Genomic DNA, 281 nt, shown 5'->3' with positions numbered 1-281 from the left:
AATGAAGACGAGATCCCAGGCAACGGCATTGATGATGATGGCAATGGTTACATCGATGATGTCCACGGCTGGAACTTTCTGGGTAACTCGTTAGGTATTAACGTTGATCAAGACACACTAGAGGTCACCAGAGAATACAAAAAGTACCTCGAGTTAAAAGAAAATGGACATTGGATTCCGCGTAAGAAACGCAAGTACTATCAAGGTGTTGAATCTGATTACTTGTCGTCTCTAAAAGATGACCAAGATGCATTGAATCGTGTAACAACAGCAACTGACCA

1 pseudogene is annotated in these 281 nt (G+C 42.0%); it reads left to right on the top strand.

From position 1 onward, the window contains the following. Positions 1-281, top strand: a pseudogene (locus AB4512_RS24475) (protease); the annotation flags it as partial.

The organism is Vibrio sp. 10N.222.52.B7, assembly GCF_041474275.1.
Lineage (GTDB): Bacteria > Pseudomonadota > Gammaproteobacteria > Enterobacterales > Vibrionaceae > Vibrio > Vibrio crassostreae_C.
The sequence above is the reverse complement of the archived record's forward strand: the minus strand, read 5'-3'. Positions and strand labels throughout refer to the sequence as shown.